Here is a 1,493-nt window from a genome sequence, read left to right on the forward strand (position 1 = left end):
GGGGGGTGCCTCTATGTCTTTCGTCAAGCGAGGCGTGGGGTTCGGGGTTCGTAGAAGGTGCCGTCGCGGAGCATGGCGAACAGCACGCTGATGCGGTGGCGGGCGAGGCGGAGGAGGGCTTGTGTGTGGGTCTTTCCTCGGGCCCGGCACCGGTCGTAGTAGGAACGGGAGGTGGGATCGTGCAGGGCGGCGAACGCGGACAGGAACATGGCCCGTTTGAGCTGTCGGTTGCCGCCTCTGGGCGCGTGTTCGCCGTGGATGGAGGTCCCCGACGACTTGGTTGTCGGGGCCAGGCCGGCGTAGGAGGCGAGGTGGGCGGCGGTGGGGAAGCTGGTGCCGTCGCCGACGGTGACCAGCAAGGTGGCGGCGGTCCTGACCGCGACCCCCGGCATCGAGGTCAGGACCTGGGAAAGAGGGTGCTCCTCCAGGAGGGCCGCGATCTGTGCTTCCAGAGCTCGGCGCTGTTCGTGAACGGCGGCGAGCGAGCGGGCCAGCGAGGGGATGACGACGTCGAGGGTGCCCGTGCCGGGGACGACGACGGTCTGCTCATCGAGTGCGTCGAAGACCTCGTCGATCAGGCGTTGGGCCATGCGCGGGGCCTTGGGGCGGATCACCTCGATCAGTCTGCGTCGGCCGGCCTTTCGCAGGGCGGACGGGGATCCGTAGCGTTCCAGCAGCCAGGTGATGGCTTGGTGGTCCAGGCGGGGTCCGAGGACGCGTTCCAGGCTGGGGTGGAACTGGGTGAGCAGGCCGCGTATCCGGTTGGAGGTGCGGGTGGCCTCGGCTGCCAGGTCCTGGTCGAAGCCGACCAGCACGGTCAGTTCGGCGGTGATCTCGTCGGTCACCTGAAGCGAGCGCAGGGTGTGGGGCATGGTGCGGGCTGCGTCCGCGATCACCGCGGCGTCCTTGGCGTCGGTCTTTGCCTCTCCCGGGTAGAGGTCGGCGATTCGCCGCATGGACAGGCCCGGCAGGTAGGCGACCTGGCAGCCGGTGTCCCGGGCGACCGTCAGGGGCAGGGCTCCGATCGAGGCGGGCTGGTCCACGATCACCAGCACGGTGCCGAACTTCGCGGCCAGCTTGTCGAAGACGGCCCGCAGCTTGGGCTCGCTGTTGGGCAGCTGCTTGTCGAAGACCTTCTTGCCGGCCGGGGTGAGGCCGTGCCCGTGGTGGGCGCTCTTGCCGACGTCCAGTCCGAGGAAGACGCCCACGTCGTCGATGTCGTCCAACCCATCCTCCCGAGCGGGGTTCGTGCGGTGCTGGCCAGGGCTTTGGGGCCGTACGCGCGCATCCACGTTATGCAGACCTGCCGCCCGCAAGCGGCCTGGCGTTGCGCCAGGCCAGGCGGTAGTCGGACCTCTCATCAGCGTCTCCAACGGCACCCCTCGGGCCCGGTGACACCACCCCCCAGGTCATCCCTTCGACAGGGGGGAACAGTCATGCCGGGCCCGGAGGCCAGCGGTCCCCTTGCAGGACCGCGAAGAAGATAACGGGGG

The 1,493-nt window shown here is 69.3% G+C and carries 1 protein-coding gene; it reads right to left on the minus strand.

What is annotated here, in order from left to right; genetic code table 11:
* Nucleotides 1-23: 23 nt before the first annotated feature.
* Nucleotides 24-1,226: an IS110 family transposase gene (locus ACFZCY_RS45465; protein ID WP_391187719.1), complete on the minus strand. Its 1,203-nt coding sequence runs from the start codon at nt 1,224-1,226 to the stop codon at nt 24-26.
* Nucleotides 1,227-1,493 lie beyond the last annotated feature (267 nt).

Origin of the sequence: Streptomyces sp. NPDC007983, assembly GCF_042958345.1 — a bacterium.
GTDB lineage: Bacteria > Actinomycetota > Actinomycetes > Streptomycetales > Streptomycetaceae > Streptomyces.